Here is a 26,148-nt window from a genome sequence, read left to right as displayed (position 1 = left end):
TCAAGACTTGACGATCAGCACGGGCACCTTCGCGTGGGTCAGCACCTTTTGCGCCACGCTGCCCAGGATGAGCGCCTTCACGCCCTGGCGGCCGTGTGAACCCATCACGATCAGGTCGCAGCCCTCGGCCTCGGCCGTCTCGATGATCCCTTCGTAGACCACGTTGCGTTCGATGGTGTCGCCCGTGAACGGCACACCGTCGGCCGCGCAGGCCATGCGCGCGGCATCCAGCGCCACGCCGGCAGCGGCCTTGGCCTCCGTCAGGTAGGACTGCAGACCGATGGCCGAGGCGTCGCCGATGCCGATGTAGGGGAACGGGTCGATCACGTACACGCCCACCACTTGCGCGCCCTGGCTCTTGGCCAGTTGCACGGCGGCGCGGGTGGCAAACACGCCGAGTTCGGAGCCGTCGGTGGGCAGCAGGATTTTTTTGAACATGGTCGATCTCCTCCAGGTGATGAATGAACAAGGCCGCACGAGACGGCACGGTCATCGTAGGAGGGGCCGGGCTCAAAGGCCTTGCGTCAGATCAAACCCGGGCCGATTCCTGCGTGGACACCGAGGGCCGCACGTCCACCGCACAGTACTTCAGTTCGGCGATCTTGCCCACCGGGTCCAGGGCCGGGTTGGTGAGCAGGTTGGCCGCCGCTTCGGCGTAGGCAAACGGGATGAAGACCGTGTCCAGCGGCATCGCGTCGTCCAGCCGCACCGGCAGCGCCACCTCGCCACGGCGCGAACGCACCTGCGCCAGAGCACCCGCCCTCAGCCCCAGCCGCCGCGCGGTGGTGGGGTGCAGGCTCACCACCGGGCCGGGCTCCAGCGCATCAAGCACCTCGCTGCGCCGTGTCATGCTGCCGGTGTGCCAGTGCTCCAGCTGGCGCCCGGTGATGAGCACCATCGGGAACGACGCATCCGGCACCTCGGCCGGCGGCGTGACGCTGGCACCCACCAGCGAGGCGCGCCCGCTGGCGGTGGGGAAACCGTCGGTGAACACCACCGGCTGGCCGGGGTCGTTTTCGCTGCTCACCGGGTAGGTCACCGCGCCTTCGCGCTGCAGCCGCGCCCACGAGAGGCCGGCGATGCTGGGCATCATGGCGCGCATCTCTTCAAATACCGCGCCGATGCCGCCCTGCGCATCCGTCGCAGCAGTGCCGTCGGCGGCCACACCGTAGGTCCAGTCCAGGCCGAGCCGGCGCGCCAGCTGTTCGGTGATCCAGGCGTCGGCCATGGCTTCGCCGGGCGCACGCACGGCCTTGCGGCCGAGCTGCACGCAGCGGTCGGTGTTGGTCACGCTGCCGGTCTTTTCGGGCCAGGCGGTGGCGGGCAGCACCACGTCGGCCAGGCTCGCGGTTTCGGTCAGAAAGATGTCCTGCACCACCAGGTGGTCCAACCCGGCGAGCGCTTCGCGGGCATGGGTGGCGTCGGGGTCGCTCATGGCGGGGTTCTCGCCCTGGATCAGCATGGCGCGGATCTCGCGTCGGTGGGCGGCGTCGATGATCTCCACCACGGTCAGGCCCGCCTCGCTGCCCAGCGTGCCGGGCGGCAGGTTCCACAAATGCTCGGCCTTCTCGCGGGCCTGTGTGTCGCCCACCTTCTGGTAGTCGGGCAGCACCATCGGGATCAGCCCCGCGTCGCTCGCTCCCTGCACGTTGTTTTGCCCGCGCAGCGGGTGCAGACCGGTGCCGGGGCGACCGATCTGGCCGGTGATGAGCGAGAGCGCGATCAGGCAGCGCGCGTTGTCGGTGCCGTGGGTGTGCTGGCTGATGCCCATGCCCCAGAGGATCATGGCGTTCTTCGCCGTGGCGTAGGCGCGCGCCACTTCGCGCAGCGTGGCCGCATCGATGCCGCAGACCGGCGCCATGGCTTCAGGCGAGAAGTCCACCAGGTGGGCCTTGAGTTGTGCGAAGTCCAGCGTGTGGGCCTCGATGTAGGCCGGGTCGGTCAGGCCTTCGAACACGATGGCGTGCAGCAGCGCATTGAGCAGCGCCACGTCGGTGCCCGACTTGAAGCCCAGGTGCTTCCAGCTGTGGCGTGCGAGCTCGGTGCGGCGCGGATCGGCCAGCACGAGCTTCATGCCGCGCTGCTTCACCGCGTTCTTGATCCAGGTCGCGCCCACCGGGTGGTTCTGCGCGGGGTTGGCGCCGATCAGCAGCACGAAGTCGGCGTGCTGCACGTCGCGCAGCGGGTTGGTGACCACGGCCGAGCCCAGGCCTTCCATGAGCGCGGCCACGCTGGACGCGTGACACAGGCGCGTGCAGTGGTCCACGTTGTGCGTGTCGAACGCAGTGCGGATCAGCTTCTGGAACAGGTAGGCCTCTTCGTTCGTGCCCTTGGCCGAGCCGAAGCCGGCCACCGGGCCTTGGCGCCCGCGCGCGGTGGTGCTGGCCATCGCCTGCTTGAAGCCATTCGCGGCAGCGTCCAGCGCTTCGTCCCAGCTGGCTTCGCGGAAGAGTTCGCGCCAGTTTCGGCGCATCACCGCCTGCGGATCTTTGGGTGCGTCCGCCCGGCGGATCAGCGGGCGCGTGAGCCGCTCGGGACTGTGCGCGTAGTCAAAACCAAAACGGCCTTTGACGCACAACCGGCCTTCGTTGGCCGGGCCGGCAATGCCCTCGACGTGCTCGATCTTCTCGTCTGTCACGTGGTAGGTGAGCTGGCAGCCCACGCCGCAGAAAGGGCAAACCGAATCCACCTGCTGCTGTGAAGCCTTCGCGTACGCACCGTTGGCCGGCGCAATCGCGCCCGTGGGGCAGACCTGCACGCACTCGCCGCAAGCCACGCAGGTGCTCGCGCCCATGGGGTCGTTCTGATCGAACACGATTTGCGCATGGCCACCGCGAAACGCGAGACCCAGCACGTCGTTGCCCTGCGTCTCGCGGCAGGCGCGGATGCAGCGCGTGCACTGGATGCAGGCGTCGAGGTTGACGGTCATCGCCGGGTGGGACGTGTCGGCGCCCCACCGTTCGGGCTGAGCGGACATCCGTTCGCCTTGAGCCAATACCCGTTCGCCCTGAGCCTGTCGAAGGGCATCCACGGGTGGTGTGCGCTGGGCTTCGACAGGCTCAGCCCGAACGGGGTAGTGGGTGCGCGAGGGGAAACGCCTTGCCTGCGCACCGGCAACTTGCCCCCAATGCGCCAACTCGCTGTCGAACTTGAGCGCTGCAGTGTCGGGTGCATCCGACAACAACAGCTCCAGCACCGTCTTCTGCGCCGCAGCCGCGCGCGGACTGTCGGTGGTGACCACCATGCCCGGCGTGGGCGCGCGGCAGCATGACGGGGCGAGCACACGTTCGCCCTCGATTTCCACCATGCACGCCCGGCAGTTCCCCGGGCTGCGCAAGCCGTCCTTGTGGCACAGGTGCGGCACCGCCACGCCGGCGCGTTGCGCGGCCTTCAGCAAGGTCTCACCCGGCGCGGCTTCCAGCGCGCGGCCATTGAGCGTGAAGGCGATCGGCGTCGCGTGGTCCGGCAGGTCGTTGGTCTTCATGCGCCCACCTCGTGAGGAAAGAACCGCAGCACGCTGTCCACCGGATTCGGCGCGGCCTGGCCCAGGCCGCAGATGCTGGCGTCGCGCATCACCTGAGAGAGTTCGGCCAGCAGCGGTGCGTCCCACACCGGCGCCTGAATGAGTTCCACCGCCTTGGTGGTGCCGGCGCGACAGGGCGTGCACTGGCCGCAGGATTCGTGTTCAAAAAACCGCATGAGGTTCAACGCGGCGTCGCGCGCCTTGTCGTGCTGCCCCAGCACCACCACCGCCATGGAGCCCACAAAAGCGCCATGCTCGGCCAGGGTGTCGAAGTCCAATGGCACGTCGGCCAGTGCCGCCGGCAGGATGCCGCCCGACGCGCCACCGGGCAGGTACGCATACAGCGTGTGGCCCTCGGCCATGCCGCCAGCGTGTTCATCAATCAGTTCGCGCAGCGTGATGCCGGCGGGCGCGAGATACACACCCGGCTGCTTCACGCGGCCAGACACCGAAAAGCGCCGCAGGCCGTTGCGCCCGGCGCGCCCGTGCGCCGTGAGCCACGCACCGCCGTGCGCCAGGATCTCGGGCAACCACCACAGGGTCTCGGGGTTGTGCGCCAGCGTGGGCCGGCCGAACACGCCGTGCAGCGCGACGATGGGGGGTTTGAGGCGCGGCAGGCCGCGCTTGCCTTCCACCGATTCGATGAGCGCCGACTCCTCGCCACAGATGTAGGCGCCCGCGCCACGGCGCAACTCGATGCGCGGTGGCCGATAGCCCGGGTACTGCACGGTCAGCACCTGCAGCCGGGTTTCCAGCGTGTCAAGTTCGCGCTGCAGCAGCACACGCGCGTCGTGGTATTCGTCGCGCAGGTACAGCCACACGTGCTCGATGCCGACCACCTGCGCAGCGATCAGCAGGCCTTCCAGCACCTGCGGTGCGCCGGCCTGCGCGCTGGTGAGCACGTGGCCGTCCTTGAAGGTGCCGACTTCACCCTCGTCGATGTTGACCACCATGTGGCGCGGGCCGGGTTGCGCGCGCACCGTCTCCCACTTGCGCCAGGCCGGAAAGCCCGCGCCACCCAGGCCGCGCAGGTTGGAAGCCTTGAGCTCGGCGAGCACCGCCTCGGCGCTGAGCTCGCCAGAGAGCAGGCGCTGCAACGGTCTGAGCTCAGAGGCCTCGGGCACCGGCAGCTCGCGCGGACCAGTGTCGCCGCTGGCGAGCAGGGCCTGCACCTCGGCCACGCTCGCATGCGACAACTGGCGCTGGCCCACGCAGGCGGCCGGTGCGCGGTGGCACTGGCCGATGCAGGGCGCGGCCTGCACACGCACCGAGGTGTCGTGCGCCAGGGCGGTCTGCAGGTCGGTCATCAAGGCTTCGCTGCCGGCCAGGGTGCACGAGAGGCTGTTGCACACGCGGACCACGGTGGCAGGCACGGCCGCGTCGTCGTCGACGATCTCGAAGTGGTGGTAGAAGCTCGCGACCTCGAACACCTCGACCTGGCTGAGCTTGAGGTGTTCGGCCAGCGCGGCGAGGTGGCCGTGGCGCAGCGCGCCCTCGCCGTCCTGCAGGCGGTGCAGGTGTTCGATCAGCAGGTCGGCGCGCGGCGCCAGGCCGGCACACACAGTGGCCACCCGTTCTCGCGCGGCGGGCTGCACTTGCCGACCCTTGGGTGCGTGGCGTGGGCGGCTGCGGACAGGCTCGTTCAGGGGGCGGATGGGGATCACGGTGCTCATGCCGTCAGCCTAGCACCGCAAGTCCGCTTTAATATGTTCACCATTTCATAAACCCCCACCGTCACCATGCTGCGCATCACCCTGCAACCCCAATGGCGCGTCAGCCAGGACGACGGCCCCGCGCTCGACGCCAACACCTTGCTGCACCTGCTGGCAGCCGTGCAAGCCTCGGGCAGCATCTCGCAGGCGGGCCGGGAGCTGGACCTGTCGTACCGCCATGCCTGGGGCCTGCTGCAGCAGGCCGAACAGCTGTTTGGCCAGGCGCTGCTGGTGCGCGGGCGCGGGCGTGGATCGGCGCTCACCGAGCTGGGCGAAAAACTCATCTGGGCCGACGCCCGCATCGGCGCGCGATTGCAGCCGTTGCTGGAGTCGCTGGCCTCGGAGCTCGAAGGTGAACTCGGACGCGTGCAGCGCCGCCAGCGTGCGGTGCCTCGCCTGCACGCCAGCCACGGGTTTGCGGTGGCCGCGCTGCGCGAGCAGCTCGCCGCGCGCCAGGTGCCGGTGGAGCTGCGCTACCGCAACAGCCTGGAGGCCGTGGCCGCGCTCGCGCAGGGCGACTGCGAGCTGGCCGGCTTTCACGTGCCGCTGGGCGAATTCGAAGCCGCGGCGGCCCAGCGTTACCTGCAGTGGCTCAAGCCCGACCAGCACCTGCTGGTGCACCTGGCGGTGCGCACCCAGGGACTGTTTTGCGCACCCGGCAACCCGAACAACATCCAGGGTCTGGCCGACCTCACCCGGCGCGGCCTGCGCTTCGTCAACCGCCCTGAAGGTTCGGGCACGCGCGTGCTGACCGATCTGCTGCTGCAGCGCCACGGCATCGCGCCGCGCGAGGTGGCCGGCTTCGACAACACCGAGCTGACCCACGCCGGCGTGGCCGCCTATGTGGCCAGCGGCATGGCCGACTTGGGGCTGGGCGTGCAGACCGCGGCCCACCGCTTCGGTCTGCACTTCATTCCCCTGCTGAAGGAACGCTACTTCTTTGCCCTGCCGCCCGATGCGATGGATCGCGCGGAGTTGCGTCCGGTGCTCACCGTGCTGCGCTCACCGGCGTTCCGCTCGCGCGTGGCAGCGCTCAAGGGTTACGAGGCCGCCAGCACCGGGCAGGTGACGACGGTGGGCGAGGCGTTCGCGAACTGACTGGTCAACGCCGCTGCACGCCCGAGGGCGTGCGCGCCGCGGCATCCCAGCCGGCGTCGAACCAGGCATCGCCATCGAGGTAGGCCCGCAACATCAGCAGTGCGTCGAAACCCCAGAACACGCGGCCCTCGACCACCATCGCCGGCACGCCGAACAGGCCGAGCGCGATCGCCTCGTCGGAGTTGGCGCGCAGGCGCTGCTTCACCACCTCGCCGTCGGGTGCCTGCCAGGGTTTTCCGCGCTGGGCCATGTGGTCCTGCAAACGGGCCTGCAGGTCGGCCAGGCGAGCCGGGTCGGTGGCGTCCAGGCCGCCGTGCCACACGTGGTGGAACAGTTGCTCGGTCACATAGCGGCTGGTGTCGCCGGGGGTGTCATCGGTGGCGCAGGCCAGGCCCAGGCGCAGCAGGGCCAGCGGGTTGAACGGATGTGCTGCGGGCAAGTCCAGCCGCACACCGTGTTGGTGTGCGAGCCAGTTCACCTGGCGGTAGGTCCAGTCGCGTTTGGTGGGGATCTCCGCCGGGCCCAGCTGACCGTGGGCCTTGAGCAGGGCGGCGAACAGCACCGGCTTGTAGCGCACGGCCACGCTGTGACCCATGAGCGCCTGCGGCAGGCGTTCGAACGCCAGAAACGCGTAGGGCGAGATGGGGTCGTAGTGGAACGTGATCTCGCGCAGGGCGGCGTTGGGCGTGCTCACTGGACTACCCGGCGCGCTCATGGCGCCACCACCGGCACCTGTCGCGCTTCGATCTGTTGCCACACCACCAGCTTGTCGGCGTCGCCCATGCGGCTCCATTGCGAGATCTCGGCCAGCGTGCGAAAGCAGCCTTTGCAAGACAGCTTGACCTCGTCCATCTCACAGACCGAGATGCAGGGCGATGGCACGCCGGGAGCGATGCCGGCTTTGGCGCGGGCGGCCTGCAGCGTGACGGGTGGGCGGGTGAGCTGGGACATTGGGAGAGAGGTTGTCAGGCCACGGTGACGTCGTGCACGGGCGCGCCGGTCAGGGTCTGGAGTTGGTGGGGCGTGAGGCGGAACACCGCGTGTGGATGGCCGGCGGCGGCCCAGATCTCGTCGAAGCGGAACAGTTGCTGGTCGACCAGTGTGACCACCGGCGTGGCGTGAGCGAGTGGCGAGACGCCACCGATGGAGAAGCCGGTTGCGCTCTTCACGAAATCGGCATCGGCACGACCCAGCTTGCCGCCCTCGGCGCAGACGATGGCCTGCACCTTTTGCTCGTCCACGCGCAAATCGCCCGAGGTGACGACCAGCACCGCCACACCGTCCGGCTTGCGGCGGAACACGATGCTCTTGGCGATCTGCCCCAGCCCCACGCCCAACGCGTCTGCCGCCTGCTGTGCGGTGCGAGCGGCGTCGTCGAGCATGTGGGGTGGGTTGGGATGGCCCAGCGCGCGCAGGTGCTCGGCCACGCGTTGAACCGCCGGGGTGGTGAAGCAGGAAACATCGCTCATGGGCACCGATGGTATCGACCCTCGCCGGTCCCCGCTGCCATGGGCTTTCGAAGCGATGGTCGGCGCAGGGGCAAGCGCACAAACTGGTCTCGTCCGCCACCTGGCCGAATCGCGCCATTCGAGCCCGAACCTACGAGAGCAAGTCCCATGTACGGTCAACTGGACTACAAACCCGAACACGCTGAAGCCCCATGGATCGTCAGCTATTTCCTGTGCCGCGATCTGGCGCTGCCGGACTTGTCCTTCGAACAAGCCGCCGCGCGAGGCCAGGCGCTCAAACAGATCAGGGTCGAGGTACCCGACCTCACAGACGCCCAGCTCAAAGCACTGAACGCCATCGCCCGGGGCTTGCCCGCCGATACGGTCGACCTGATGTCCGATCTGTACATTGCCCTGGCACACCTTCGGCTGCCCGATGCGCAGCGCAAGGAGCGCGAAGCCCAGATCACCACGACGATGAATGCCTACTTCCATGGAACGCCTGAGCTGCCCAGTGTGATCGCCGGCATGAAACACCTCAGCGTGTTGGCACCGCTGGCGCCCGATGCCTTCCTGGAGACCATGGTCTGCAGCCAGGCCGCCCGGCTGCAAATGGTGTCCATGGCCCAACCGGACTGGGCAACCCACTTCGCCGATCTCGTGAAAAACCTTGACACCCTGATGGGCGCTCTGGGCATTGAAACGCGAACGAAAGAAGAGTATCTGCTGCTCAGCGCGTGCTTCACGCGCCCGCAGACAGAACGGCCGAGGTTTCTCGAACTGTTGGCGCTGGCCGCTCAACACCATCTCGGTGGTGCCGTGCGCAGCACCCAGGCCGCGTTGCTCGGTGCAGGCCTGTTGTCGGCGTCTGAAGGCGACATTCTGGTGAGCGTGTTGCAGGACTGCGCGGTGGCCAACCTGGATGGATCGATGCAAGCAGACATTGACCAGATCGTGGCCAACCAGGTGGCCCTGGGCCACGCCACCGACAGCGCGCGAGGTCAGATGGTCATCGAGGCCACCATCGATGCTGTTCGCGCCGGGGTGCCCCTGGGCGCCAAGGTGCAACAGCAGAACCAGGCTGCGATCGCGGCAGCCAACCAGGTCTGGTCGGAGCAGTTGCTTCGCATGACACCCCAGCGCCTGCGCAACCCGCGGACACCCGCGTCGGATCCCCCCAAAGGCGGCGCCCCATCCAACCCACCCGATCTCGACCCGGTCAACACGTGGTCCGTGAGCAAACTGGTGCAATGGATCGGGGGCCCGATCAGCGAGAAGGAACCACAGCCACTGGAGCGCAAGGCGATTGTGGTCAAGGAGAAAGCGGTTCGTCAGGAAGCGCGCGTCAAGACCAGGATGCCGGAGAAGGACGCACGCACCGATCTTGATATGACCGAATCGGATGTCGGATGTACGGTGCAGAACGCGCTGAGCACCTACGCAGACTTCTGCATCTGGGAAATCGAGCGGGGCAAGGCATTGAACACCCCCTCGCCGGCCTTACACGCCTGCACCGCCCTGCTGGTCTCGCTTCAAAGGTTGAGGGATGGCCTTGAATCCGATGATCGAAAGGCTCGCAGCCTCCTGTACCAGGCGGATGTGGCGATCAGCGTGCTGCGCAAAGACCCCCATGTCGTGGAGACCGATGCGCGCACCCGTCAACGCTTTGCCGAGCAACTGCAGATGGCCTTGTCCAGGGAACCCATGATGGCGGGCAAACGCAACGGCGGCGTGATCAACTGCCCTCTGCGTCGCAGCGATTGGGCCTGGGTGGCCGAGCAATACCACGGGCGCTGGCTGCCCTGGACCCGCCAGATCGTGATCGATGGGGTGCCTCAGCCCCTGCAACCCGACCAGGCGCTGGGGCTGTACGTCACGCTCAAAAGCCTCAGCGGCTTCGAGTTCGACGTGTCGGTGCACCTGTGGCAACGCAGGTCAGGGCGATACAGTGCGCCGGGCACCAGCACGGCTGCGTATGCGCCCATGAACACGGCGGACTGGATCGACACCCGAACGTCCTGCACGGTGTTGCACATTCCCTCAGCCACCTGAGCGGGCCGGGCTTCAGCAAGGCCAGCCGATCGATCACGCGCTGCACGGCCCCGGTGATCAGTGAAGCAAGCTTGCTCATGACCAACGATGTTATCGAGCAGCACGGCTTCAGGGTCAGGCTCTGGGAGGCAGATACGGTGTGAACGCGATGGTCAGCACGTGACCCATCGAGCAGGATGCCACCAGCGCAATGAGCACGCGTGCAACCCAAAAAATCGCCTCCCCCTTACCACCTCGCAAACGAACAGGAGAACACCATGTACGGCTTTCTGGACTTCAAGATCGATCGGCGACCCAACCCCTGGCTCGTCCGCTTCTTCGTGATTTCGGAGGTTGCGGATGTCATCGATCCCGTCATCGACGCGGCGCGCAAAAAAGGCGTGGAGATGCTGGTCGGCTTGTTTGTCAATGATGTGCCATCAGAAAAAAAAGCCTGGCTGATCCAGCAGGTCTGCAACACCGTGCAGTGGCTGCCGAACCGCATGGCCTCCTCCAGCCTCGAAATGCACCTGGTGCTGGCGCACTTCAGACTGGATGACGCCAGGCGCGCTCAGCGTGAAACGCGCATCGCCGCACTGCTTGACCCTCACTTCAAAAGCCACCCAAGCCCGTTCCTTCAGGCATATGGGGAGAAGCTGAAGTTGCTCGCGGTCGCGATGCCCGACGAAATGATGAATGCGGCGCTGCACTCCCATGTTGTCAGGCTTTGCAGAGGGTGCATGGATACATCGCCTCAGGACTACAAGCCCCTCATCGACTTCCTCCGGGACACGAAAGCCACTGGCGGGATCGACGACCCGGCCGCCATCGCCTGCCTGCAAGCGTGCTACTTCTCGCGAGAGCTGGGCGAACGAGAAGCGTGCCTCACGCACCTGTACGCGGAGCTCAAGTCGCACAAACTGCAGAAGTGGCTACCGCTGCTGAAAAAGGGCATTGACGACCTGTCGCCCATGCACCTCGAGTCCGACATGGCCGATGCGGTTCACGACACCCTTGAAAGTTCCATCGAGGCCCCGGAACAGAGTATCGAGAACCTGGTGACCGACGGCGTGGCACGGTACTCTGAGCGTATCCAGGCACGGCTCACGGCCATCGTCGAGTCCTCGCGGGACGCCATGGAAGCCGGGGTGCTTTTGGATGCCAAGTCGACCCAGACCAACAGCGAGGCGCAAATCGCCTACAAGCTGGCGATGTCGCAGGCGGCGATCAACTTCACGCCAGATGGCGCACGCACTGTGTTCAAGCAGGCGCACGCACCCGAGCCGCCGTTGAAAGCTGGCGACGATTTGCCGGACATGAGTCCGATCCACGCACGGTCGGTCGAGCTGCTGGCGAGCTGGATCGACGGATTGATCGAAACACCCGATGCGCCTGCCCTGCTCGCCCGGCAAAAGATCCTCGAAGCGCAAAACAAGACGCGCCCCACCGTGGAAGTTCCACCCAAACCGGCGCCAACCAAGCAACCGGCCGCCACCACCAAGCCTGTTCCTACCAAGCCCATTTCCACAAAGCCGGACGAGGTCGTCCCTGCCGACGAAGCCCTGTCTGTGAACGATGCAGGGCTCGTGGTCCAGAGCGGCCTGTGTTCGACCGCCGAGTTCTTCCTCGGCGAGATCCAGGACATGAGCTTGCGGGCCGCCAGTCTGAAAATGAACAAGGACTTGCTCGAAACCTGCACGGAACTGGTCCCCGCACTGAAGGACTTGCGAACGGGGACCATGTCCAACGAGCGGGATGCTCTGAGACTGCTGACGCGCACGGAATCCGCCATCAAGAGCTTGCGTGCATCCATCGACTCGATCGCGATCGAGGCACGCGTGCGGCAGAATTTTTCCCGAAGCCTGAGAGAAGCCCTCGCCAAGGAGCCACTGGTTTACGGCAAGCGGCACGGAGGTGTGCTCTCATGCCGCGTGCGGCAGGCCGACTGGCCTTGGGTACACCGCGAGTACCACCAACGTTGGCTCAACGTGCAGAGCCTGGAGATCGCAGGCAAACGAGCCCCTCTGGAACGCCATCAGGCACTGGCGCTCTACGTCACGGGCAGCAGTCGGAGCAACTACGCGTTCGATGTGTCGGTCCATATGTGGATCCGAAAGGAGGGCTGCCACAGCACGCCCAACGCCGGCAACAGCACCGACGTCTGGATGAACACCGAGGAATGGCGAGACGCCCACATTTCCTGCACTGTCCTTCATGTGATGGCTGCCGACTGAACGCCAGCGCATCGCGGGGCGCAACGCAGTCCGCTTTAAACCTTGGAGAACACCATGTACGGCTACCTGAACTTCGACATCCAAAACCCCCTCACCCCCTGGATCGCCCACTATTTCGCCCTGTCGGACGTGGCCGACACGCTGCCACCCAAGCTGGAAGGGGCGCGCAAGATCGGCGTCGAATATTTGGTGAAGTCGAGCTGCCCCGAACTGACCGAAGCCAACAGGAAACTGCTGTGCGATCAGGTCTACAACGTAATTCGGCTGCTGCCCGCCGACATGACGCAGATCAGTTTCGAGATGTACATGGCCTTGGCCCACTGCCGTCTGAACACCGATACGCGGGCAGCCCGCGAGCAGCGCATCGCCTCGATCATGGCGCCCCACTTCGCTGAACCGGTGCAACAGCACGTCAAGGATCTTCAAACGCTGGCTGTTCTGGTCCCGGACGCCGCCATGAACGTCGTGCTGCGGTCCCTGGTCATTCTCACGAAACGCAGCATGGTCAGAGCCCCTGCCGTCCCGATAGCGTTCAAGCGATCCATCGAGCTGTTCAACAAACTCTCCATTGAATACCACTGGAGGGATTTCAAGTTCAGAGAGGCCCTGGAGGCTTGCCACTTCGGCCGCTTGCCGGGCGACCAGTCGGCCTGCCTGGACCTCATCGAACAGGCAAGCGGCACGGGTCTGGACAAATGGCTGCCCTTGCTGCTGGATGGCCTGGCGGCCTGCGATAAAAACCTCCTGGCTGCAGATCTCGGCGATGCGGTTTATGGCTTGCTGCAGGCCTGGATGGCGTTGGAGCAATCCCAGCGGGACGGCAGTGCCATGGAGGATCTCGTGGCCATCGAAGTGGCGCGCTTCGTGACGCGACGCACAACGCGCTGCAACGACATCTGCACGGCGACCATGGACGCCATCAACCGGAAGGTCCTCTTCGACCCGACATCCATGGCTGCAAACACCGCCGCGATAGTGGCCTGTACCGTGATCCAGGCGGGAATAGATCTCGGCATGAGCGGCACGCGCTTGCGCAAGGAACTGTCCCAGGTCAAACCCGCGCCCACACCACGGGCATCCGAAGCACCGCAGTCCGCGCCCGACCCCATGCATGCGCGATCGGTCGAGTGGCTGGTGGACTGGATCGAGGGACCTGCACCGGTGCGCATCAACCGCCAGGCGATTGCCAAAGCAGAAACCCAAGTGCTTCAGCGTGCCCGCACCACGATGAAGCACGCCGCACCGGACGAGCACAACGACGAGGACATGACCGAGAAAGATGTGGGTCTGGTGCTGGACAGCGGCTTGAGCACCTACGCCGGCTACGTGCTCGGCGACATCAACCGCCTGCTGTCGCGCTCCAAGAGCGTGAAGATTCAACCCAAACTGCTTGCAGATTGTGAAAACTTGGTGCAACCGCTGCAGGACTTGGTCCAGCGGCACTACACCGACGAGTTGCAGGCGCAGGACCTGCTGCACCGGGCGGATGCTGCCATCGCGGCCGTGGAGCAGGACATCACCGCGACCATCAGACTCGAAAAGCCGGAACGGATGCGTCAGCAGTTCGAGCGCGCGCTCTACGAGGCGCTGAACCGTGAGCGTTTGGTCTATGGCAGGGAAGAAGGCGGCGTGATCCAGTACGCCATGGGGGAGAGCGACTGGCCATGGGCATACCAGACGTTCCATCAGCGTTGGATCAACACACAGCTGCTGGAGATCGACGGGAAGCTGACGGGGCTGCGGTCAGATCGGGCCATGGCCATGTACGTGACCGGCAGCAGCCACAGCGGATACGGGTTCGACATATCGGTGCATCTGTGGTGCCGCAAGTCAGGGTGCATGGGCTTGCCTTACGTGGAAGGAGGCGGTCTCTACCCTCGCATGAACACGCGCACCTGGCGCGACAGCCGCATCACCTGCCTGGTGCTGCACGTGCCGTTCAAAAACTGAGCGAGCGGGAGAGTCCGTCGTGTCTTCTGGCCAAGAAGAAGCTCCAACGGCTGGGCGTCGGCCTGTTGGCCTCAGCCTGCCCGCTTGGCCAGCAAGGCGCGCGCCACGCGCGAGCCGCTCGGACGGCCGAGCTGCTCGCTGATGTATGCGCCGGCATCAACCAGCGCGTCGAGGTCGATGCCGGTGTCGATGCCCATGCCGTGCAACAGATAGACCACGTCTTCGGTGGCCACGTTGCCGGTGGCGCCCTTGGCGTAGGGGCAGCCGCCCAGCCCCGACACGGACGACTGGAAATTCCAGACCCCCATCTCGAGTGCAGCCAGGGTGTTGGACAGGGCCTGGCCGTAGGTGTCGTGGAAATGACCGGACACCGCGTCGATGCCGTAGTGCTGGAGTGTGGCCTCGAGCGCGGCCTGCACCTTGCGCGGTGTGCCCACGCCGATGGTGTCGGCCACGTCCACACGTTGCACGCCGATGCCCTTCATGAGCCCGGCGAGGTAGGCCACGCGCTCGGGCGCGATCTCACCTTCGTACGGGCAACCGACGGTGCAGCTCATGGCGCCGCGCACAGCGATGCCGGCTGCCCTGGCCGCTTCCACCACGGGCGCGAAGCGCTCGATGCTCTCGGCGATCGAGCAGTTGATGTTCTTCTGGCTGAAGGCCTCGCTGGCCGCGCCGAACACCACGATCTCGTCGGGCTTGTCGAGCACGGCGGCCTCGAAGCCCTTGAGGTTGGGCGTGAGCACCGAGTAGCGCACCCCACCCTGGCGCGACATGCCGGCCATGACGTCGTGGTTGTCGGCCATCTGCGGCACCCACTTCGGGCTCACATAGCTGGTGACCTCGATCTCTTTCAGGCCAGCGGCCTGCAGGCGGTGCACCAGCTCGATCTTGATGGCGGCGGGCACCGGCTGCTTTTCGTTCTGCAGGCCGTCGCGCGGGCCGACGTCGATGAGTTGAACGCGGGTGGGGATGTTCATGAGGGGCTCTTTCAGCTTTCAATAACCGCGGTCGCGGTGCACCACACCGGCGATCGACTCGCCGCGCGACAGCGCCGCGATCTTGCCGGCGATCTGCGCAATGCTCTCGTCGCGCAGGGTGCGGGCCGAGGTGTGTGGGGTGATGGTGACTTTGGGGTGTTGCCAGAAGGGGTGCTCGGCCGGCAGCGGTTCGGTGCGGAACACATCGAGCGTGGCGCCCGACAGATGCCCGCTGTCGAGCAGGGCGATCAGGTCGTCCTCGACCAGGTGCGCGCCGCGCGCGACGTTGATGACATGGCCGCCGGGCTGCAGGCGGCCCATCGTTTCACGATTGAGGATGTCCTGGGTGTCGGGCGTGAGTGGCAGCAAGTTGACCAGGACCTTGCTCGCCGCGAGAAACCCGTTGAAGCCCTCGGCGCCCGAATGGCAGGTGATGCCGTCGATCTGCTTGGGGCTGCGGCTCCAGCCATGCACAGGAAACTCGAACACACGCAGGGCCCGCGCCACGCGTTCGCCCAGCACGCCCAGGCCCATCACGCCCATGGGGCAGTCGGCGCGGCTGCGCGGCTTGCGGTAGGACCACTGGCCGGCCGCGATGTCGGCCTCGTAGCCATCGAACTCGCGGAAGTGGCGAATGACGGCGTGGCACACGTACTCGGCCATCTGCACCGACATGCCGGCGTCGTCCAGCCGCACCACCTGGGCTTGCGGCGGCAGGCGCAGTTTCATGATCGCGTCCACGCCGGCACCGATGTTGAACATGGCCTTGAGGCCGGGTTGTTCGTCCAGAAAGGCCTGAGGCGGCGACCACACGATGGCGTACTCGGCCGGGGGGTCCCCGGCTTTCCAGGTGCTCACGTGGGCGTCGGGCAGCAGGGCGCGAAAGCCCTCTTCCCAGGGAGCGGCTTTGGTTTGGGCAACGCAGATGGTGATGTTCATGCGCCGAGCTTAAAAGAAGCGGGCCGCGCGCGCTGTCACGGCCACCATCTCCATCACGCCGTGGTGATCTTGAGCAGCTCGGCGCCTTCGCTCACCTGGTCTCCGGGCGCGTACAGCAGCTCGGCCACCGTGCCGTCGGCGGGGGCGGCGATGGTGTGCTCCATCTTCATCGCCTCCATCACGGCCAGCGCCTGGCCTTTCTTGATCACGTCACCCGCCTTCACCGCAAACGACAGCACCTTGCCGGGCATGGGCGCGGTGAGCCGTCCACCGTCCGCCGCGGCCACGCCGGCGTGGGCCAGCGCGTCGATCTCGGTGATCTGGGTGGCGCCGAGTGCACAGAAGACATGCACGATCTCGCCCAGTTGCCAGGTCTGCACGGTCTGCCGCTGGCCCTGGAACTGCAGATCCATGCGCGCGCCACCCTCGGTGGGCAAGGTGTCGAACTGCAGCACGCCGCTGACCTCGCCGAAGGTGAGCTGCAATGCGCCGTCGTGCAGGTAGGTGAGGTGCGCGAGCAGGGACTCGCCGAGGTACTCGAAGTCGAAACGGCGCACGGTGAGACCGTGCGGGCGCCAGCCGTCGCGGCGCGAGAACGGATCGGCGGCTTCCACGGCACGCTCGGCAACCAGCGTCTGCGCCACGGCCGAGGCCACCGCGAGCGCCAGACCGACCTTGTCCTGGTGGAACAGCACCGCGGCTTCCCGCGGGATCAGCGCGGTGTCGAGGTTGGCCTGCGCGAACGACGGGCTGTTGACCACGTGGCGCAGGAACTGCACGTTGGTGGACAGACCGACGATGCGCGTCTCGGCCAGGGCCGCGTCCATGCGCGCCAGGGCCTCGGCGCGCGTGGCCCCATGCACGATGAGCTTGGCCACCATGGAGTCGTAAAACGGGCTGATGGTGTCGCCCTCGCGCACGCCGTCGTCCACACGCACCACGCCGCGCTCAAACGCAGTGCAGTCGGGTTTGCGGTAAACCGTGAGCGTGCCGGTGGCGGGCAGAAAGTTGTTGTCGGGCGTTTCGGCGCAGATGCGCGCCTCGATCGCGTGGCCGTGAATGCGCAACTCTTCCTGCTTCAACGGGAGGGGCTCGCCGCCGGCCACACGCAGTTGCCACTCCACCAGATCGAGCCCGGTGATCGCTTCGGTCACCGGGTGCTCCACCTGAAGCCGCGTGTTCATCTCCATGAAATAGAAACGCATGCCGCCTTCGGGTGGCTGTTCGACGATGAACTCCACCGTGCCCGCGCCCACATAGTTCACCGCCTTGGCCGCCGCCACGGCCGCCGCGCCCATCTGCGCGCGGAACTCGGGCGTCATGCCGGGCGCGGGCGCTTCTTCCAGCACCTTCTGGTGGCGGCGCTGCACCGAGCAGTCGCGCTCGAACAGGTACACGCAGTTGCCGTGCGTGTCGCCGAACACCTGAATCTCGATGTGGCGTGGGCGCTGCACGTACTTCTCGATCAACACCGCGTCGCTGCCGAAGCTGTTGCGCGCCTCGCGCTGGCAGCTCGCCAGCGCGGCCTCAAAATCCTCGGCCTTGTCGACCGCGCGCATGCCCTTGCCGCCGCCACCCGCGCTGGCCTTGATCAGCACCGGGTAACCGATGCGGTTGGCCTCCCGCTGCAACAGCGCGGGGTCCTGGTCGGCCGCGTGGTAACCGGGCACCAGCGGCACGCCGGCTTTTTCCATCAGCTGCTTGGACTCGGCCTTCAGGCCCATGGCCAGGATGGCTGAGGCCGGCGGGCCGATGAAGGCGATGCCGGCGTTGGCGCAGGCGTTGGCGAACGCATCGTTCTCGCTCAGGAAACCGTAGCCGGGGTGGATGGCTTGCGCACCCGTGGCCTTCGCGGCCTCGATGATGCGCTCCCACTGCAGGTAGCTGTCCTTGGGCGCGCTGCCGCCAATGTGCACCGCCTCGTCGCAGGCGGCCACGTGCTTGGCGCTGGCGTCGGCGTCGGAATACACAGCCACGGTGCGCACGCCGAGTCGGCGAGCGGTGGCCGCCACACGGCAGGCGATCTCTCCACGGTTGGCAATCAGGATTTTGGTGAACATCAGGTTTCCTTGACGGGTCCGGAGAAGAAGCCCTGCGCGCGACGGAACACCGCACGCAGGAATTTGAAAAGCATCCAGGTGACGATCCACATCAGCACCACGGCGATGAGCAGCAGCACGCCGAAAGCCACCGGGTGGTTGGTGGCGAGCCACACCGCGCCGACCACCAGGCCGTCTTCGACCAGGCTCATGGCGATGTTGGAGAAGGGTTCGGGCGAGGCGTTGATGGCCGCGCGGGTGGTGGTCTTGGCGGCCTGGCTGGTGGCCGCGAGCGAGCCGCCCAGCAATGCGGCGGCCAGCGCCAAGGAGCCGCTGTCGGCACCGAACACGCCGGCCGCCAGCGCCGCGCCGGCGGGGATGCGCACCACGCTGTTGACCATGTCCCACAGTGAGTCGACCACCGGGATCTTGTCGGCAAAAAACTCGACGAACAGCATGAAGCCGCTGGCCCCCAGCAAGGCGGGATGCTGCAGCACCTGCAGACCGGCGGGCAGCTCCATCCAGCCCAGCGCACCGGCCGCGCCCACCAGAAACACCACCGCGTAAAGACGGAACCCGCTGGCCCAGCCGAGCGCCCCGGCCAGAGCCAGCAGCTCGGGCGTTCCCAGGGAGGCGAGGGTTTCCGTCATGGTCGATCAGGCCTGTGGCAACCAGCCCGGTGCGCGTTTGCCCAGGAAGGACTGCAGGCCTTCGCGGCCCTCGTCGCTGGCGCGGATGTCGGCGATGCGGCGCGCGGTCTCGCCGCGCAGCTCGGCGGTCACAGGCACACCGCTCACGTCGCGCACCAGGCGCTTGCATTCACGCGCGGCCTTCGGTCCGTTGGCCACCAGGGTGGCCACGATCTCGTCGACCCGGGCGTCCAGCGTCTCGGGCGTGGCGAGTTCGTGGACCATGCCCAGCGCGTGCGCGCGCACCGCCGAAAAGCGCTCGGCCGTGACCATGTAGCGGCGCGAAGCCTGTTCCCCCAAGGCGCGCACCACGTACGGACTGATGGTGGCCGGCAGCAGTCCCAGACGTGCTTCGGAGAGGCAGAAGGTGGCACCTTCGACGGCCACCAACACGTCGCAGATGGCGGCCAACCCCATGCCCCCGGCGTAGCAGTCGCCCTGGATGCGGCCCACCACCGGCACCGGGCACTGGTCCAGCGTCCACAGCATGTCGGCGAGCCGCTGCGCGTCGGCGCGGTTCTGGTCCCAGCTGTAGCCGGCCATGGTCTTCATCCAGTTGAGGTCGGCACCGGCGCAGAAGGCCTTGCCGTGCGCGCCGAGCACGACCACGCGCAGGTCCTCGTCTTTCGACAGGGTCTCGAACGTGGCGGTCAACGCGGCGATCACATCGTCGTTGAAGGCGTTGCGCACGTCTGGCCGGTTGAGCCACACGCGCGCTACGTGAGGCGCGGGGCGGGAAACATCCAAAACTTCACTCATGTTCTTCGTCCTCAATAACGTTTCGCGACTTCTTCGAGCATCACTTCCGTCGCTCCCCCACCGATGGCCAGCACGCGCGCGTCGCGCCACAGGCGTTCGATGGCCGTCTCGCGGATGAAGCCCATGCCGCCGTGGAACTGCTGGCAGGTCTGCACCACCTCGTTGACCAGCTCGCCGGTGAGCGCCTTGAGCATGGAGACTTCCTGCACGATGTCGTGGCCCTGGGTCACGCTCCAGGCGCAGTGGTACATGAACTGGCGAGCCGCGCGCACCTTGGCGTCGAGCATCGAGAGGCGCTGGCGGATGGTCTGCTGATCCCACAGCGTGGCGCCAAAGGCCTGGCGCTGTCGCACGTGGTCCAGCGTGATCTTGAGGGCCTGCGTGCAGTGACCGATGGCCATGGCGCCCAGCGCAATGCGCTCGGTCTGGAAGTTCTTCATCACCGAATAGAAGCCCTTGCCCTCTTCGCCCAGCAGGTTGCCGGCCGGGATGCGAACGTTGTCAAAGACGAGTTCGGCCGTGTCGCTGGAGAGCCAGCCGGTCTTCTTGAGCGCACGGCCTACCGTGAAGCCCGGCGTGCCCTTTTCGACGATGAACATCGACATGTCGTGCCGCGCTGCTCCGGTCTTGGCGGCCACGAAATACAGGTCGCCGTGCACGCCGTTGGTGATGAACATCTTGGTGCCGTTGATGACCCACTCGTCACCGTCCCGGCGCGCGGTGGTGCGCATGCCGGCCACGTCCGAGCCGGCGCCGGGTTCGCTGATGCCCACCGCGGTGATCAGTTCACCCGCCGTGACCTTGGGCAGGTATTTCGCCTTCTGTGCCGGGGTGCCCGCGTGGTGCAGGTGCGGGCCGGCCATGTCGGTGTGCACGAGCACGGTGATGATGAAACCGGCGAAGGTGCTTTGCGACAGCGCCTCGGCGAACACCAGGTTGGTCATGGCGTCGGCGTCAGCGCCGCCGTAGTCGCTCTCGAACGCGATACCGAGCAGACCCGCCTGGCCCATGCGGCGCAACACCTCGCGCGGCACCATGCCGGTCTCTTCCCACGCGGCTGCGTGCGGCTCCACTTCGCGCTCGAGAAAACGTGCCACCTGGTCGCGCAGCAGTTCGTGGTCGGGGTTGTCGTAGATGGTGGCGCTCATGGTTTGTCTCGCTTTTTTTGTTGTCGTGAGATTCAAGCCGTCTGCTGCAGGAAATACACGAGATCCAGCACGGGTGCGGGTTGGCCCAGCATGGTGAGTGCTGCGCTGATCTGGCCCCGGTGGTGCGTGCCGTGGTTGAACACGTGGGCCAGCGTGGCGGCAAACGGCAGGCTCATGGGCTGGCCACGCGTGTTGAAGTAGTCGAGCTTGCCGTCGAAGCGCTCGGCGGGCCAGCTGGCAATCAGCGGTTCCCAGGTCTTGGCGCCACCCTTCAGGGCCTGCGCCAGACGATCGCGCTCGGGTTCGACTTCCATGTCCAGCTCCAGCTTCGGCGATTCTCCGCGAGCGAAGCGCCGCTGCCACGCCATGTGCTCGCCCACCAGCAGGTGGTTGAGCGTGCCGTGGATGCTCTTGAAGAACAGGCGCAGGTCACGCCGGTAATCGAACTCGTTGACCGGTTCGATGGCTGCGAGCAGCTGCTGCGTGGCCCACACGTTGTAGCGGGCGAGTAGGGTGAAATGCTGACGCGCGTCCATGGCGTCACATCCTGAAAACACCAAACTTCGGTTCGCCGATCGGCGCATTGAGCGCGGCCGACAGTGCCAGGCCAAGCACGCGGCGCGTGTCCGCCGGATCGATCACGCCGTCGTCCCACAAGCGGGCGCTGGCGTAATAGGGGTGCGACTGGTGGGCGAACTGGTCGAGCAGTGGCTGCTTGAACTTCGCCTCTTCCTCGGCGCTCCAGCTGCCCCCCTTGGCCTCGATGCCATCGCGTTTGACGGTGGCCAGCACGCCGGCGGCCTGCTCGCCACCCATCACGCTGATGCGCGCGTTGGGCCACATCCAGAGGAAACGCGGGCTGTAGGCACGACCACACATGCCGTAGTTGCCGGCGCCGTAGCTGCCGCCGATGATCACGGTGAATTTGGGCACCTGGGCGGTGGCCACGGCGGTGACCAGCTTGGCGCCGTGGCGAGCGATGCCTTCGCTTTCGTATTTCTTGCCGACCATGAAGCCGGTGATGTTCTGCAGGAACAAAAGCGGCACCTTGCGCTGGCAGCACAGTTCGATGAAGTGCGCACCCTTCTGCGCGCTCTCCGAGAACAGCACACCGTTGTTGGCGACGATGCCGATCGGCATGCCCTCGATGTGCGCGAAGCCGCAGACCAGCGTGGCGCCATAGCGCGCCTTGAATTCGTGGAATTCGCTGCCATCGACGATGCGGGCGATGATTTCGCGCACGTCGTAGGGCTTGCGCGTGTCGACCGGGATCACGCCATAAATTTCTTCGGTGGAATAGATCGGTGCGCGCGGCTCACGCAGCGCCTGCGTGGCCAGCTTGCGCTTGTTGAGCGTGGCCACAGCCTGGCGCGCCAGGGCCAGCGCGTGGGCATCGTTCTGCGCCAGGTGGTCGGCCACGCCCGAGAGGCGGGTGTGCACGTCGCCACCGCCCAGGTCTTCTGCGCTCACGATCTCGCCGATGGCGGCCTTCACCAGTGGCGGGCCGCCCAGGAAAATGGTGCCCTGGTTCTTGACGATGATGGTCTCGTCGCTCATGGCAGGCACATACGCGCCCCCGGCCGTGCACGAGCCCATGACCACCGCGATCTGCGCGATGCCGTTGGCCGACATGTTGGCCTGGTTGTAGAAGATGCGGCCGAAGTGGTCCCGATCCGGGAACACATCGTCCTGGTTCGGCAGATTGGCGCCGCCCGAGTCCACCAGGTAGATGCAGGTGAGGTTGTTCTGCATCGCCACCTCTTGCGCCCGCAGGTGTTTCTTCACCGTCATCGGGTAGTAGGTGCCACCCTTGACGGTGGCGTCGTTGCAGACGATCAGGCAGTCGACTCCGCTCACCCGACCGATGCCGGTGATCACGCCGGCGCAGGGCGCGCTGTCGGTGCCGTCGCGGTCGGGGTACATGTTGAGCGCGGCCAGCGGGCTCAGCTCCAGGAAGGGCGTGCCCGGGTCCAGCAGCATCTGCACGCGGTCGCGCGGCAACAGCTTGCCGCGCTTGGTGTGTCGCGCGCGGGCGACGTCGCCGCCGCCGAAGGTGGACTTGGCCACCTGCGCCCGCAGGTCGTCCACCACCGCGCGCATGGCGGCTGCGTTGGCCTGGAAATCGGCAGAGCGGGCGTTGAGTTGTGTCTCCAGGGTCGACATGTCGCGGTCCTGTCAGGTTGTCTTGTGGGGGTTTCGGGTCATTGTGGAGGATAGGGATGCGCGTGGGGTACTGTCGGTCAGCTGGGTTGCAAATGCTGCCATTGCCCCTGAAAATCAGGGTATGCCCCAAGCCACCCCCCGCCGACTGCCAGCCACGCCCGACGCCACCCAGCTCCTGGCGGGACCTGCGCTCACGCCCATCGCACTCATCCGGGCCATGGTGATGGCCTTCGATGCGCGTGGCATGGATCCGTCAGCCGCGCTGGCGCAGGCACAAATAACGCCAGCACAACTGAGAAATCCGACCGGGCGAATCACCGCAGCCCAGATGGAGGTGATTTCGGGTGCGGCCATGCGAGAGCTGGACGACGAAGCGCTGGGCTGTTTTGCCCGGCCCCTGCCCTGGGGCAGCTACGGCCTGCTCGCGCGCGCCTCGCTCTCCAGCCCCACGCTGGGGGTGGCACTCAAGCGCTGGTGCCGCCACCACGGCCTGCTGGCACCCGATGCGACGCTGGCCGTGGAGGTGTCGGGCGAGGTGGTCAGCATCGCGCTGCACCTGCACCGCGACCCCGGGCCCATGGCCGAGCTCTGCGCGGTCTCGTTGCTGCGCAACATCCACGGCCTGGCCAGCTGGTACGTGGACTCGCGCATTGCGTTGCTGGGTGCGCAGTTTCCCTACGCCGCGCCACCGCACGCCGAGGCCTACGCCGTTCTTTTTGACGGACCCACCCGATTCGATGCGGAGCACGCGGCCATCCACTTCGACGCCCGCTACCTGAGCCTGCCGGTGCGGCGCGACGAAGCCGCCATGAACCAGCTGTTGCAGCGCGCCCTGCCCCTGACCGTGCGCTCCTATCGGCGCGACCGCCTGCTGGTGCAGCGCGTGCGACAGATGCTGGCCAGCCGCCCGCAGGACGCCCACAACGCCAACGACCTCGCTGCGCTGCTCAACACCTCACCGCGCACCCTGCACCGCCAGCTGAAGGACGAAGGCGCATCGCTGCAAAGCCTGAAGGACGAGTCGCGTCGGCAACGCGCGACCGAGATGCTGCTGCGCACGAAGCGTCCGATCAAGCAGGTGGCCGAGGCGGCGGGCTTTCAGAACGAGAAGAGCTTCATGCGCGCCTTCAAAGGCTGGACGGGAAAGTCACCGGGCGAGTGGCGAGGGCAGTAACTCGAGCAGGTCGTGCATGCGGTGGAACACGCGGTGCACAGCCAGCCCTTCAAACGCACGGCCATGGCCGTCGGGGCAATAGCCCCACACGGTGGCGCCCGCCGCCAGGCCGGCCAGCGCACCGGTGCCGGTGTCTTCGATCACCAGGCAGCGCGCCGGGTCGACCCCCAGGTGTGCCGCTGCGGCCAGGTAGACATCGGGCGCGGGCTTGGAGCGCGGCTGGTCGTGACCGCTGAAGATCCGGTCGCCAAAGTAGGGTTGCATGCCCGCCATCTCGATCTGCATCACGACCTTGGGTCGGTCAGCCCCTGAGGCGCAGGCGATGCGGCCACCCGCGTGACGGTGCGCGGCCATCACAACATCGATCGCACCGTGCACCGGCTGCAGCTCGGCGCGAAGCCGCGCGTCGCGCCGGGCGTAAAAGGCGCGCATCCAGTCGTCCGTGAGCGGCTTCCCGGTCTCGGCCTCGATGCGCGCGCGCTCGTCGCGCACCGCCTTGCCGATGAATATCTGCATGCACTCGGCCTGCGTGAGCGCCCAGCCGCTCTCGTTGAGCACCTCGCGCAGCACACCGTTGGTGATGGGTTCGCTGTCCACCAGCACGCCATCGCAATCAAACAAAACCGCATCAAACATGTTGTCCTTCAAGTCAGGATGTCGCCATCCAGGTAAAACCACTGGCCGTCTTCGCGCACAAAGCGGCTGCGCTCGTGCAGGCGTTGTCCGCGGCCCTGCACGCGGGAGCGCGCGACGAATTCGACCTCGGCGTGAGCGCTGTCGATCGGCGAGTGCCGCTTCACTTCCAGGCCCAACCACTTCACGCTCGGCTCGAGTTCGACTGAGGGCGGGCGTGTGCTGGCGTGCCAGGTGGCCAGCAGGTGCGCTGCGTCGCCACGCACAAAGGCGGTGTATCGCGAGCGCATGAGCGATTCGGCGTCTGGCACGGGCACATCGGTGCCGAGGTATCGGCCACAGCAGACCTCGAAGGCCGCGCTGCGTCCGCAGGGACAGGGAATTTTCATCTGGTTTTCGTCGTGCTGCAGGTGGTGATCTGTGCGCGTGGTTACGAAATTATCGATGCCCTTGCAGGGTCCGGGTCATGCAGGACGGGTGTTCAATGCGGCTCTCATTCAGGAAAACATTCATGACATCTCTCGACAAATTTCCCATCACGCAGAAATGGCCCGCACAACATCCGGAGCGCCTGCAGCTGTATTCGCTGCCAACGCCCAACGGCGTCAAGGCCTCGATCATGCTGGAGGAAACCGGCCTGCCCTACGAGCCGCACCTGGTGAGCTTCGACACCAACGACCAGACCTCGCCGGCCTTCCTCTCGCTCAATCCGAACAACAAGATCCCGGCCATCCTCGACCCCAACGGTCCGGGCGGCCAACCGCTGGCGCTGTTCGAGTCGGGCGCCATCCTGGTGTACCTGGCCGAGAAGACGGGCCAGTTCCTGCCGCAAGACCCGGCCGCCCGCTACGAAACGCTGCAGTGGCTGATGTTCCAGATGGGTGGGGTCGGGCCCATGTTTGGCCAGCTTGGCTTCTTCCACAAGTTCGCCGGCAAGGACTTCGAAGACAAACGCCCACGCGACCGCTACGTGGCCGAGACCAAGCGCCTGCTCGCCGTGCTGAACCAGCGCATGGCTGGGCGTGAGTGGATCATGGGCGCGGACTACTCCATCGCCGACATTGCGATCTGGCCCTGGGTGCGCAACCTGGTGGGCTTTTATGGCGCGGGTGATCTGGTGGGCTTCAGCGACTTCGCCGAACTGCCGCGCGTGCTCGAAGCCTTCGGGGCCCGCCCTGCGGTGATCAAGGGCCTGGCCATTCCGGCGCGCGGCTGATTTTCAAAAGGTCACTTCCTCCAGAAGTGACCGGTGAAAAGCACGAGCACGGTGAGCAATTCGAGACGGCCCAGCAGCATCGCAAACGTCAACACCCAGATCTGGAACTCGTTGAGCACGCCGAAGTTGCTCGCCGGACCCACATCTCCCAGACCGGGGCCGATGTTGTTGACCGTGGCCACCACCGCCGAAAATGAGGTCACGATGTCCAGCCCGGTGAACAGCAGCAGCATGGTCAGGCCCATGGTGGCCGCGCCGTAGATCAGCATGTAGCCCAGCACGGCGGTCATGACGGACGGGGGCATGATCGCGCCGCCCAGCGTGACAGGGTTGACCACACGCGGGTGCACGATGCGGACCAGCTCGCGCCGCGCCTGCTTGATCAGCAGCACCATGCGCACCAGCTTGATGC

At 66.4% G+C, this 26,148-nt stretch carries 23 protein-coding genes; 6 read left to right on the top strand and 17 right to left on the bottom strand.

Going from position 1 to position 26,148, the window contains the following annotated elements; all coding sequences use genetic code 11:
• The 3 genes from IV113_RS11685 to IV113_RS11675 form a co-directional block, all read right to left on the bottom strand.
• Positions 1 to 438 (bottom strand): universal stress protein, encoded by a 438-nt coding sequence (locus IV113_RS11685; protein ID WP_291084867.1) that lies wholly within the window; start codon positions 436 to 438, stop codon positions 1 to 3.
• A 91-nt stretch (positions 439 to 529) separates the two neighbouring features.
• Positions 530 to 3,484, bottom strand: coding sequence for a molybdopterin-dependent oxidoreductase (locus IV113_RS11680; protein ID WP_291084864.1), 2,955 nt, complete (start codon positions 3,482 to 3,484; stop codon positions 530 to 532).
• Positions 3,481 to 5,196, bottom strand: coding sequence for an NADH-ubiquinone oxidoreductase-F iron-sulfur binding region domain-containing protein (locus IV113_RS11675; protein WP_291084861.1), 1,716 nt, complete (start codon positions 5,194 to 5,196; stop codon positions 3,481 to 3,483). Before IV113_RS11675 ends, IV113_RS11680 begins: the two co-directional genes overlap by 4 nt.
• 66 nt (positions 5,197 to 5,262) lie before the next feature.
• Here IV113_RS11675 and IV113_RS11670 point away from each other — a divergent pair, with 66 nt between their 5' ends.
• Entirely contained in the window at positions 5,263 to 6,333 is a 1,071-nt protein-coding gene (locus tag IV113_RS11670) for a substrate-binding domain-containing protein (protein WP_291084858.1), read from the top strand.
• Positions 6,334 to 6,337: 4 nt separating this feature from the next.
• Here the strand turns inward: IV113_RS11670 and IV113_RS11665 are convergent, their stop codons facing one another.
• The 3 genes from IV113_RS11665 to IV113_RS11655 are packed head-to-tail and all read right to left on the bottom strand — an operon-like array spanning position 6,338 to position 7,802.
• A complete protein-coding gene (locus IV113_RS11665) occupies positions 6,338 to 7,006 on the bottom strand; it encodes a 2-hydroxychromene-2-carboxylate isomerase (RefSeq protein WP_291084945.1) in 669 nt (222 codons plus the stop codon).
• 38 nt (positions 7,007 to 7,044) lie between these two features.
• Positions 7,045 to 7,284, bottom strand: coding sequence for a DUF1289 domain-containing protein (locus IV113_RS11660; RefSeq protein ID WP_291084855.1), 240 nt, complete (start codon positions 7,282 to 7,284; stop codon positions 7,045 to 7,047).
• A 14-nt stretch (positions 7,285 to 7,298) separates the two neighbouring features.
• Positions 7,299 to 7,802 (bottom strand): YbaK/EbsC family protein, encoded by a 504-nt coding sequence (locus IV113_RS11655; protein ID WP_291084852.1) that lies wholly within the window; start codon positions 7,800 to 7,802, stop codon positions 7,299 to 7,301.
• Between the two features lie 147 nt (positions 7,803 to 7,949).
• Here IV113_RS11655 and IV113_RS11650 point away from each other — a divergent pair, with 147 nt between their 5' ends.
• The 3 genes from IV113_RS11650 (at position 7,950) to IV113_RS11640 (ending at position 13,996) form a co-directional block, all read left to right on the top strand.
• Positions 7,950 to 9,833 (top strand): hypothetical protein, encoded by a 1,884-nt coding sequence (locus IV113_RS11650; RefSeq protein ID WP_291084850.1) that lies wholly within the window; start codon positions 7,950 to 7,952, stop codon positions 9,831 to 9,833.
• A gap of 257 nt (positions 9,834 to 10,090) precedes the next feature.
• A complete protein-coding gene (locus IV113_RS11645) occupies positions 10,091 to 12,046 on the top strand; it encodes a hypothetical protein (RefSeq protein WP_291084846.1) in 1,956 nt (651 codons plus the stop codon).
• Between the two features lie 54 nt (positions 12,047 to 12,100).
• Positions 12,101 to 13,996 (top strand): hypothetical protein, encoded by a 1,896-nt coding sequence (locus IV113_RS11640; RefSeq protein ID WP_291084843.1) that lies wholly within the window; start codon positions 12,101 to 12,103, stop codon positions 13,994 to 13,996.
• Positions 13,997 to 14,067: 71 nt separating this feature from the next.
• Here the strand turns inward: IV113_RS11640 and IV113_RS11635 are convergent, their stop codons facing one another.
• The 8 genes from IV113_RS11635 to IV113_RS11600 are packed head-to-tail and all read right to left on the bottom strand — an operon-like array spanning position 14,068 to position 22,713.
• Complete coding sequence (locus tag IV113_RS11635; RefSeq protein ID WP_291084840.1) at positions 14,068 to 14,976, bottom strand: hydroxymethylglutaryl-CoA lyase; 909 nt, start codon at positions 14,974 to 14,976, stop codon at positions 14,068 to 14,070.
• Between the two features lie 18 nt (positions 14,977 to 14,994).
• On the bottom strand, positions 14,995 to 15,915 hold the full coding sequence (locus tag IV113_RS11630) for a glyoxylate/hydroxypyruvate reductase A (protein ID WP_291084837.1): 921 nt from the start codon (positions 15,913 to 15,915) through the stop codon (positions 14,995 to 14,997).
• 53 nt (positions 15,916 to 15,968) lie between these two features.
• Positions 15,969 to 17,975: an acetyl/propionyl/methylcrotonyl-CoA carboxylase subunit alpha gene (locus IV113_RS11625; protein ID WP_291084834.1), complete on the bottom strand. Its 2,007-nt coding sequence runs from the start codon at positions 17,973 to 17,975 to the stop codon at positions 15,969 to 15,971.
• Positions 17,975 to 18,604, bottom strand: coding sequence for a DUF4126 domain-containing protein (locus tag IV113_RS11620; protein WP_291084831.1), 630 nt, complete (start codon positions 18,602 to 18,604; stop codon positions 17,975 to 17,977). Before IV113_RS11620 ends, IV113_RS11625 begins: the two co-directional genes overlap by 1 nt.
• 6 nt (positions 18,605 to 18,610) lie before the next feature.
• A complete protein-coding gene (locus IV113_RS11615; RefSeq protein WP_291084828.1) occupies positions 18,611 to 19,402 on the bottom strand; it encodes an enoyl-CoA hydratase/isomerase family protein in 792 nt (263 codons plus the stop codon).
• 11 nt (positions 19,403 to 19,413) lie between these two features.
• Positions 19,414 to 20,550: an acyl-CoA dehydrogenase family protein gene (locus IV113_RS11610; protein ID WP_291084825.1), complete on the bottom strand. Its 1,137-nt coding sequence runs from the start codon at positions 20,548 to 20,550 to the stop codon at positions 19,414 to 19,416.
• A gap of 32 nt (positions 20,551 to 20,582) precedes the next feature.
• Positions 20,583 to 21,086 (bottom strand): DinB family protein, encoded by a 504-nt coding sequence (locus IV113_RS11605; protein ID WP_291084821.1) that lies wholly within the window; start codon positions 21,084 to 21,086, stop codon positions 20,583 to 20,585.
• Between the two features lie 4 nt (positions 21,087 to 21,090).
• The gene (locus IV113_RS11600; RefSeq protein ID WP_291084817.1) at positions 21,091 to 22,713 is read right to left on the bottom strand and encodes a carboxyl transferase domain-containing protein; all 1,623 of its coding nucleotides are present in this window, start codon (positions 22,711 to 22,713) and stop codon (positions 21,091 to 21,093) included.
• Positions 22,714 to 22,834: 121 nt separating this feature from the next.
• Here IV113_RS11600 and IV113_RS11595 point away from each other — a divergent pair, with 121 nt between their 5' ends.
• Complete coding sequence (locus tag IV113_RS11595) at positions 22,835 to 23,887, top strand: AraC family transcriptional regulator (protein ID WP_291084814.1); 1,053 nt, start codon at positions 22,835 to 22,837, stop codon at positions 23,885 to 23,887.
• Here the strand turns inward: IV113_RS11595 and IV113_RS11590 are convergent.
• Positions 23,861 to 24,523: an HAD family phosphatase gene (locus IV113_RS11590; RefSeq protein WP_291084811.1), complete on the bottom strand. Its 663-nt coding sequence runs from the start codon at positions 24,521 to 24,523 to the stop codon at positions 23,861 to 23,863. The genes IV113_RS11595 and IV113_RS11590 overlap by 27 nt on opposite strands.
• An 8-nt stretch (positions 24,524 to 24,531) precedes the next feature.
• Positions 24,532 to 24,909, bottom strand: coding sequence for a YchJ family metal-binding protein (locus IV113_RS11585; protein ID WP_291084807.1), 378 nt, complete (start codon positions 24,907 to 24,909; stop codon positions 24,532 to 24,534).
• Between the two features lie 122 nt (positions 24,910 to 25,031).
• On the opposite strand from IV113_RS11585, the gene IV113_RS11580 reads away from it, so the two are divergent.
• Positions 25,032 to 25,736, top strand: a complete 705-nt coding sequence (locus IV113_RS11580; RefSeq protein ID WP_291084805.1) for a glutathione S-transferase N-terminal domain-containing protein — start codon at positions 25,032 to 25,034, stop codon at positions 25,734 to 25,736.
• Positions 25,737 to 25,747: 11 nt separating this feature from the next.
• Here IV113_RS11580 and IV113_RS11575 read toward each other — a convergent pair.
• Positions 25,748 to 26,148 (bottom strand): potassium transporter TrkG (locus IV113_RS11575; RefSeq protein ID WP_291084802.1); only part of this gene is annotated, 401 nt, incomplete at its 5' end.

Origin of the sequence: Hydrogenophaga sp. (genome assembly GCF_018780385.1) — a bacterium.
Taxonomy (GTDB): domain Bacteria; phylum Pseudomonadota; class Gammaproteobacteria; order Burkholderiales; family Burkholderiaceae_C; genus Hydrogenophaga.
This window is presented reverse-complemented; position numbering and strand designations above follow the sequence as displayed.

Excerpts from the sequence above, each read along its gene's own strand:
- IV113_RS11685 (WP_291084867.1), bottom strand. The coding sequence starts at position 438 with ATGTTCAAAAAAATCCTGCTGCCCACCGACGGCTCCGAACTCGGCGTG.
- IV113_RS11680 (WP_291084864.1), bottom strand. The coding sequence starts at position 3,484 with ATGAAGACCAACGACCTGCCGGACCACGCGACGCCGATCGCCTTCACG.
- IV113_RS11675 (WP_291084861.1), bottom strand. The coding sequence starts at position 5,196 with ATGAGCACCGTGATCCCCATCCGCCCCCTGAACGAGCCTGTCCGCAGC.
- IV113_RS11670 (WP_291084858.1), top strand. The coding sequence starts at position 5,263 with ATGCTGCGCATCACCCTGCAACCCCAATGGCGCGTCAGCCAGGACGAC.
- IV113_RS11660 (WP_291084855.1), bottom strand. The coding sequence starts at position 7,284 with ATGTCCCAGCTCACCCGCCCACCCGTCACGCTGCAGGCCGCCCGCGCC.
- IV113_RS11655 (WP_291084852.1), bottom strand. The coding sequence starts at position 7,802 with ATGAGCGATGTTTCCTGCTTCACCACCCCGGCGGTTCAACGCGTGGCC.
- IV113_RS11650 (WP_291084850.1), top strand. The coding sequence starts at position 7,950 with ATGTACGGTCAACTGGACTACAAACCCGAACACGCTGAAGCCCCATGG.
- IV113_RS11645 (WP_291084846.1), top strand. The coding sequence starts at position 10,091 with ATGTACGGCTTTCTGGACTTCAAGATCGATCGGCGACCCAACCCCTGG.
- IV113_RS11640 (WP_291084843.1), top strand. The coding sequence starts at position 12,101 with ATGTACGGCTACCTGAACTTCGACATCCAAAACCCCCTCACCCCCTGG.
- IV113_RS11635 (WP_291084840.1), bottom strand. The coding sequence starts at position 14,976 with ATGAACATCCCCACCCGCGTTCAACTCATCGACGTCGGCCCGCGCGAC.
- IV113_RS11630 (WP_291084837.1), bottom strand. The coding sequence starts at position 15,915 with ATGAACATCACCATCTGCGTTGCCCAAACCAAAGCCGCTCCCTGGGAA.
- IV113_RS11625 (WP_291084834.1), bottom strand. The coding sequence starts at position 17,975 with ATGTTCACCAAAATCCTGATTGCCAACCGTGGAGAGATCGCCTGCCGT.
- IV113_RS11620 (WP_291084831.1), bottom strand. The coding sequence starts at position 18,604 with ATGACGGAAACCCTCGCCTCCCTGGGAACGCCCGAGCTGCTGGCTCTG.
- IV113_RS11615 (WP_291084828.1), bottom strand. The coding sequence starts at position 19,402 with ATGAGTGAAGTTTTGGATGTTTCCCGCCCCGCGCCTCACGTAGCGCGC.
- IV113_RS11610 (WP_291084825.1), bottom strand. The coding sequence starts at position 20,550 with ATGAGCGCCACCATCTACGACAACCCCGACCACGAACTGCTGCGCGAC.
- IV113_RS11605 (WP_291084821.1), bottom strand. The coding sequence starts at position 21,086 with ATGGACGCGCGTCAGCATTTCACCCTACTCGCCCGCTACAACGTGTGG.
- IV113_RS11600 (WP_291084817.1), bottom strand. The coding sequence starts at position 22,713 with ATGTCGACCCTGGAGACACAACTCAACGCCCGCTCTGCCGATTTCCAG.
- IV113_RS11595 (WP_291084814.1), top strand. The coding sequence starts at position 22,835 with ATGCCCCAAGCCACCCCCCGCCGACTGCCAGCCACGCCCGACGCCACC.
- IV113_RS11590 (WP_291084811.1), bottom strand. The coding sequence starts at position 24,523 with ATGTTTGATGCGGTTTTGTTTGATTGCGATGGCGTGCTGGTGGACAGC.
- IV113_RS11585 (WP_291084807.1), bottom strand. The coding sequence starts at position 24,909 with ATGAAAATTCCCTGTCCCTGCGGACGCAGCGCGGCCTTCGAGGTCTGC.
- IV113_RS11580 (WP_291084805.1), top strand. The coding sequence starts at position 25,032 with ATGACATCTCTCGACAAATTTCCCATCACGCAGAAATGGCCCGCACAA.